The 6,985-nt window shown below is 70.6% G+C and carries 6 protein-coding genes; all 6 read right to left on the bottom strand.

The genetic code is table 11. The features are described from left to right. Positions 1-365 (bottom strand): type I-E CRISPR-associated protein Cas6/Cse3/CasE (locus E1265_RS31085; protein ID WP_132934314.1); only part of this gene is annotated, 365 nt, incomplete at its 3' end. Between the two features lie 3 nt (positions 366-368). Next, positions 369-1,172 carry a type I-E CRISPR-associated protein Cas5/CasD gene (gene cas5e, locus E1265_RS31090; protein WP_132934315.1) on the bottom strand — a complete coding sequence of 268 codons (804 nt, stop codon included), beginning with the start codon at positions 1,170-1,172 and terminating at the stop codon, positions 369-371. After that, a complete protein-coding gene (cas7e, locus tag E1265_RS31095) occupies positions 1,169-2,326 on the bottom strand; it encodes a type I-E CRISPR-associated protein Cas7/Cse4/CasC (RefSeq protein WP_132934316.1) in 1,158 nt (385 codons plus the stop codon). The genes cas5e and cas7e overlap by 4 nt, the downstream gene beginning before the upstream one ends. Before the next feature lie 79 nt (positions 2,327-2,405). After that, the gene (gene casB / locus E1265_RS31100) at positions 2,406-2,996 is read right to left on the bottom strand and encodes a type I-E CRISPR-associated protein Cse2/CasB (RefSeq protein ID WP_132934317.1); all 591 of its coding nucleotides are present in this window, start codon (positions 2,994-2,996) and stop codon (positions 2,406-2,408) included. Then, positions 2,993-4,678 (bottom strand): type I-E CRISPR-associated protein Cse1/CasA, encoded by a 1,686-nt coding sequence (gene casA, locus E1265_RS31105; RefSeq protein WP_132934318.1) that lies wholly within the window; start codon positions 4,676-4,678, stop codon positions 2,993-2,995. Before casA ends, casB begins: the two co-directional genes overlap by 4 nt. A 197-nt stretch (positions 4,679-4,875) precedes the next feature. Continuing rightward, the coding region (gene cas3, locus E1265_RS31110; RefSeq protein ID WP_132934319.1) for a CRISPR-associated helicase Cas3' at positions 4,876-6,985 on the bottom strand (2,110 nt) is incomplete at its 5' end.

The raw sequence follows: 6,985 nt of genomic DNA on the forward strand, positions 1-6,985 counted from the left end.
GGGGTGGGCTTCTCGGGGGTGTGGGTGTTCTGGACTGGGCTGGCGTGGAGGCGGAAGGCGTACTCCTGTCCGGTGGCGAGGCGGTCCAGGAGGGGGGCGTAGTCGCGGATGAGGAAGTGGTCTCCGTCAGCTCCGGGCCATCCGGCCTGTTCGACGAGGTGGGTCCAGTCGGGGCGGGTGTGCTGCGTGAGCACGAGGAGGTGGAGGCGGCGTGGGTTGTCGGCGTCCACCCGCCAGAGCACGCGTTCAGCGACCTCGCCGGGGAAGCCGGCGAGGACGGCGCCGTGGAGGAAGTGGGGGTTCCCCAGGAGCCGCAGGGCCTGGGGGCGACGCGGGTTGATTCGGATCTTGGAGAGGTAGGGCATGGGTCACCAGCCGAGGAGGGCGAACGGGTCGTGTGGTGGTCGTCCCCGGTGGGGATCGGACTCGGGGCGGGGATCGAGGCCGGTGGGGACGGTGATGGAGAGCCTTCGAACCTGTCGGGTCGTCATCCGCCGATGAGGGGGGTCGAAGGTCACGGGGACGTCCGGGGATTCCTCGTCTCCTCGGAGGTCCTCGATGGTGGCGGAGAGGTGGATCCGCTCGGGCTGGGCGGCGCTTCTCTCGTAGGCGCTGACGGCAGGGCGGCCGGCCAGCCAGGGAACCCGCCGCAGGACATCCTCCAGTTCCTCCTCCCGCGTTTCCAGACCGAGCGCGACGGGCCGGCCGGGTGGGCAGGAGCGGCGCCCGAGCGCGAGTGGGAAGCGGGGGGCTCGCACCGCATGGTCCAGGCGGCCAAGCAGCTCGCCCGGGCCTTGGAGCGCGGCGAGGAACACAGCGTCCTGCAGATAGAAACGCTGGGTGACCTGAGTCCACTTGGCCGGCGAGGTGGGCTTCTGATCGCCCTTCTTCGTCACCTGGGCCGAGGGCAGCGGCTTCTCACGGTAGTCGGCGGCGGTGTGGTAGTCGCGCAGCAGGGTCCCCGGTTGATCGGCGCGGACGGCCAGGCGTAGCGCGGTGAGGTCGTCGATCGGTTCGTCGCGCTCTCGGCCGAGCGCCGCGGCGAGGAGCCCTACGATGCCGGACTTGGTCGGCTCCGAAGCGGTGTCACGACGGTTGAACTGGGACCGGACGCCCCAGGATTGCAGGGGCCCGGCCAGTTGCAGCAGGAGAACCGGCTCTGCCCGGGTCACGCCAGCGTGCCCTTCTCCAGCCAGGTGAGCGCCGACTCCTCCACCTTCTCGGCGAGCTGGGGGAACGGCAGGCTCGCGCCGAACGCCTCGCTCAACTTCTTGCCGGTGTCCTCCCCCTGCTCCGAGTAGCTGGCGAAGACGGCCAGCGGCACGCTGCCCCAGGTGTCCCGGACGGCCAGGGCTTCGGCGGCCAGCCTGGCCGCCGAGGCGTCGGCGAGCCCGTTGGTGCCGCGAACGGGCTTCTCGAAGGCGGAGATCAGGTTGACCGGCTGGTCGGCGCGGAGCGTGGCGACGACCAGGTACGGCAGGGTGCGGTGGGCGAAGGAGTTCTGGTGGCCGGTGGGCATGGAGGTGGCGAAGGTCTCGGTGAAGCGCTTCGCGGCCTCGGCGGCGTCGCCGGCGTTCGCCTCGGTGCCTCCGAGGTTGGCGTAAAGCTGGTGGAGCCCGAGGGTGGCGTACCGGTAGAGGGTGGCGGAGTTGAACTCGATGGTGCCGATCATGCCGGCGCCGGTCTGTCCCTTGTCGTTCTCGTCGTCGACGGCGGTGTAGTAGTCGAACTCGGACTCGACGGGGTGCGTGGACAGGGCGTGCGCCACCTGGACGGAGGCGTCGACGTTGATCTCGGGCCGGTTGGCGACCATGCGTCCGAAGAGGGCGACTTCCGCCGGATGGGAGCGCATCAACTCGGCGTCGATGTCGAGCTTGCCGAGCCTGGTGGCGAGCTCCTTGTCCTCCAGGCCGAGCAGTTCGGGGACGCGCCCGTGCACGAGACCGGCGATGGCGTCCAGTTGGCGGCGCCCGAAGAACAGCAGATAGGAGGTCTCCTCGCTTTTCTTCTGCGACATGGTGATGCCCAGGGGGGCGAGAAGGGCGGTGGCCAGGCGGGCCGCTTCCTCCGGGCCGATCCCCTCGCGTTCCTGGAGACGCTCGGCCAGCAGCGCGGCGATCTTCTTGGTGCGGGTGGCGCGATCCGCTTTCGAGACGCTTTCGGCGTAGGCGACGCGTGTCGCGCGCTTCCACGCCTGCGACGAAACACGTGCCCGCCGAGCCCCTCCGAACTGGGCGTGCTTCGGGCTCCCCGCGTCGTCCCGGTTGAGGTTGGACGGCGGGACGTTCTGAAGGATGTGGTAGTCGATGTAGAGCGGGCTGGTCATCTCGGGGCTCGTTCCTCGTTCTCTTGGCGTGACAGTGAGTGCTGTGGCGTGGGCATCGGTGCGGCGGCGGCCGTTTCGTTCACGGCGCGGTGTCGGATGCGCCGGCCTCCTGGGCGGCGCCGGCACCGGTCCCGTCGGAGGAACTCCAGCGGAAGTACTCGCTGCCCCATCGGGAGCGGATGCGGGCACGTTGGTAGGCGCTGTGCCATCCCTCGATGTCCTGACGGAGCCGGGTGTAGTCCAACGGCTGCGCAACGGACCGCAGCTGGGTGATCAACCCTCGGAGGTGCGAGACGAGTTCGTCGGCGCTCGTCGCGGTGGCCGTCTCGTGCATCCGACGGTCGATCGCCTCGGAGCTGTATGCGCCGGTCTGGTTCAGCTTCCTGACTGCCGTGCCCAGGCCGACGCCGGCGGTGTGCATGCGTGCCCGCTGGGACTGCTGGTGCACGGCGAACAGCGCGAGTGCGGCGTGTTCGGCACGCAGGCGGTGCGAGGAAGGCTCGTACTCGGGGACGATGGATCGGTAGTACCGCCACATCTCCGGCACGTCGCCGGCCGGTCGACCGATTCCTCTGCGCAGTGCGGCCAGGTCACGGCCGTTGCGCCGCTCGTTGGGGTTGAAAGTCTCCCAGTACCACTCGCCTCGGTGCGTCGGTGTCCTGACGCTCATTGGTCGTCGTCTCCTTCGTCGTCTGCCTCCGATAGGGGAAGCTCCTTCGCGTCCGGCCCTGACGCGCCGGCTTCGGCGGCGCGAGGCAGGATCCGCGCGAGCGCGAGGCGGAAGGCGTCCCGCGCGGTGGCGGCCCGGTAGGCCTTGCCGCCCTGTGACCGGCCGGAGAAGGCGGACGGGGACACAGCAGCCAGCAGGTCGTCGGCCACGCCCCAGGCGTGTCGCGTCACGATCACCTCCCAGGCGGTCATCCCCTCCTCGATCCGCTCCTCGTCGGCCGCGACCTGTCGCAGTCCGCTCAGCAGGCGGCGTACGGGGATGTCGGCCAGGTGGAGGAAGGTCAGCCCCGGGCGCTGCCCCTTGCCCCAGGGCAGCGGATCGCTTCCCTCGGCGCGGCGCAGATCGGCGGACAACAGGTTGAGCGCCTGGGCCACCTGGTCGGCCTGCGACGCGGCCTCCAGGACCGCTTCCCGCACCCGCGAGTCGGCGACCAGGGAGGCCGCCGGCAGGGGCAACGTGTCGGCCAGGGCGTCGTCGACGACGGCCGACTGGGTCCCGTACACCAGACCGCAGGTGTGGACCCGCACCAGATAGTCCTCGGGAAGCAGCCCTTCCGCCTGCAACTCCCCGATCTGTCGCAGCAGCTCACTCGTACGCGGACCGTCCGTGTCGTCATCGCGCGCCAGGGAGAGCAGGGCGGCGAGCCCCTGCCAGGCGAACTCCCCGGGACGGTGCCGCCTCGGTCTCGTCGGCGGCTGTCCCTTCTTCGGCTTGGACGTGTGGCTCCAGATGGTGTGCGGCTCCCATGCGGTCTCGGGCAAGGACGTCATCCTGTCCCCCGCGCACACCACGACCCGCCGCACGCGGACACCCCGGTCGGTCTCCTCGGGGATGAGCCGGATCCGGCGGGACTGCCAGGTCAGCACGTCCATCGGCCCTCGGGGCGGACGCTTCTCCCACGACGCGCCCTGCGGCTGGTCCGCTTCCCACCGCGGGCGGTCCTGCTCGAACCGGGCGCTCCGCGCGTCCCAGATGACGGGGGTGTTGAGCAGCAGGGTCTCGTAGAGGGTGCGGCCCTCGGGGATCGTCACGCCCAGCTGTCCCAGCGGCCCGGTCGGGCTTCCCGTGGTCTTACCGCCCTTCGCCTGACTGTCGCCCTTGGCGCCCGTCTTGATGGCGGCGGTATCCCAGCAGTGCGCGTGCAGAAGCCACAGCGCCGCCTCCTCAGGAGGCATGTCATGTTCGCGCGCCTCGGTGAAGGGGGTGAACAGCGGGACGTTGTTCCCCGTCGCCACGGATGGGACCAGCAGCGAAACCGGCTTGGTCTCGCCGCTGAGCGCCTCAAGGCCCGCCACCTGAGCGAACGGGCTCGCCGCGTCGAAGAGCGCGAACCGGCGCCCGTACTCGTCAAGGTACGCCCCGAGCTCCGCCATCTGCTCCTTGGAGAACTTCCCGGCCGCGAACCGCTCCCACCACTCCTTCCGCGAGGTGGGGGCGCCGAGGGCGGCCAGCACCAGGGGGAGGAGCAGCTGCCGCAGCACGGCCGGCACCATCGTGGGCGGCTCGACCGCCAGGCCGCTCAGCTCCGCCGCCCGCTCCAGAGCCGTGCGCGCGGATACCCGACTCACCTCCCCCGTGCGCCACCGCGCCGGCAGCCAGTCGTCATCAACCAGATTGACCATAAACCCTCCCCTATGAGGCTTATGCCGCTTATGCGCGATCATAGGCTCGTCAACTCCCCCGCCGCGAGCTCCAGTTGAAGGATTCACCCATTCGAGTGACGGTCGGTGTCCGGCCGACCACACGACTCTCGGTGAGCCTGGCACACGGCACTGACAAGGGCCGGGGCGGCGATCACCACCCCGGCGAGCGAACCGCGTCAGGGCCGCGCCGTCTCCTCCACCGTCAGCCCGAGCGACTCGTCATAGCCCAACCGAAACCCGGCCAGCTCCGCGAACCCCGTCTCCTCGAGCACCAGCGCTTTCGCGTACCGCAGTCCCTGAATCTCGCGCCAGCCGTCCAACGGCCGCAGCTCCCGCTCCACGGCCGCCGTCAGCCCTTCCTTCGCCGGCAGCCGCGTCATCCCACCCAGCGCCGCGTCACGCACTTCGTCGCGCTCCGACGCCTCCCCGTGCACGCCAAGCCACGTGCCGCCCACCAGCGAGCGGTAACCGTCCTCACCCCGCCGGACGATCACCACCTCGGCCGCCATCTCCCCGTCCCTCACGACCGCGTCTCGCAACTCCTGATCGGTCGCGTGCCCCAACCCGCCGATGTGGAGCCCTTCGAGCGTCGGCTTCGCCCACTCCCCCTGACGGCACAGGAGGAATCGCCCCGCATCGCCGGCGCGCTCCGCCTCCTTCTTCGCCCACTCCTGACGCGCGGCCTCTTCCACGCCCTCCCATTCGGGCGGGCACACGGCCTGCTCGCCGTACACCTCGGCCACCAACTCGGGCACCTGGGCCGGCACGGACCACTCCAGCCCCTTGTCCTCGCTCCTCGTCGCTTGCTCACCCGGCAGACCCGCGCCCCGAGCGATCAGCGCCGCCGTGCGCAGCAGCCGGTACCGGCCGTAGATCGCCCGCGAGGCAGCCGGCAACTCTGGGACCCGGCCCTTCGCCGGCGCCCCGACCCCGGTCACCAACACCTGCGCCGACGCCAGATGCGCGGGGCGACGGGTGCCTTCATGGCGGTGGAGTCGTCCGATGCGCTGCAACAGCAGGTCGATCGGCGCCAAGTCGGTCACCAGGACATCGGCGTCGATGTCGAAGGACTGCTCGGCGAGCTGAGTGGCCACCACGACCCTTCGGCGGGGCCGGCCCGAACCGGCATCGGGGCCGAGGTCTCGGAGGCAACGCTCGGTCCGATCGGCACGATGTTGAGCGCACAACCGCCCGTGCAGCAGGACCACTTCGCCGGGATACGCGCTCGCCAGTCTCCGGTACACCTGTTGGGCCCGCTCCACCGTGTTGAGCACCACCAGGGCCACCCCGCCGTCGGCGACCTGCTCCCGCACGGCCTCGGCCACGGCGCCCCCGTCAGGGGACACGTCCGGCAGCCACTCCACCCGCACCGGCTGCGACGCGCGCCAGGACTCCGCGCTCAGGGGCAGCGACCTCGGAGCGTCGTCCTGCGCGAAGACCGCCATAGCCGACGGATAGCCCTCCGGTTCCGCCAGCCCGGACAGGTCGATCCCCGTGCGCCCCAGTGCGCCCTCCAGGTACGCGCGGGAAAGCATCCTCCGCTGCTCCGGCGGCAGCGTCGCCGACAACAACACCACGGGCACCCCGGCCTGCCCCAGCCACCGCAGCCCCTCGGCGAGGAACTGCCGCATGTACACGTCCGCCGCGTGCACCTCGTCTAGGACGACGACCTTGCCCGCCAGTCCGGCGAACCGCAGCATCACGTGCTTGGTGCGCGTCGCCGCGAACAACAACTGGTCGATCGTCCCCACGACGAGCGGGCTCAACAGACCACGCTTGTGCTCCAGGAACCACTCACTCGGCCCGGAGGCCTCAGACGAAGGCGCCCGCGACGGGCTCCCCCCGCCCCCCATCCCGTACTGATCGAACCCGAACTCGTCCTCCCCCACGGAGCCGTACCACTCCTCCGGAATGCCCTGCTCCTCCTTCGGATTCCAGAGCTCGCGCCACGTCGGGTTGAACATGCGCTTGCCGTGCAGCAGCGCCACGTGGTCGACGAGATCCGGCGCGAACGTCCCCACCCAGGAACGGACCAACTCGTACATCGGGTCGCACGTCGCCTGCGTCGGCATGCCGAGGAACACCCCGTCCGCCCCGAACCGCGCGGCCAGCACCTCCACGGCCACCAGCACCGCCTTCGTCTTCCCCTCCCCCATGGGTGCCTCGACGAACAGCAGCCCCGGAGCAGGGATTTCCCGTGCGAGCCTCACCAACATCTCCTGGGAGGAACGCGCCTCCTGCCCGAAACGCAGTCGCACCAAGTCGTCCTCGGGTGGCATCGCCAAC

The sequence above is a fragment of the Streptomyces sp. 8K308 genome, assembly GCF_004348315.1.
Taxonomy (GTDB): Bacteria; Actinomycetota; Actinomycetes; order Streptomycetales; family Streptomycetaceae; genus Streptomyces.

Excerpts from the sequence above, each read along its gene's own strand:
- casA (WP_132934318.1), bottom strand. The coding sequence starts at position 4,678 with ATGGTCAATCTGGTTGATGACGACTGGCTGCCGGCGCGGTGGCGCACG.
- casB (WP_132934317.1), bottom strand. The coding sequence starts at position 2,996 with ATGAGCGTCAGGACACCGACGCACCGAGGCGAGTGGTACTGGGAGACT.
- cas7e (WP_132934316.1), bottom strand. The coding sequence starts at position 2,326 with ATGACCAGCCCGCTCTACATCGACTACCACATCCTTCAGAACGTCCCG.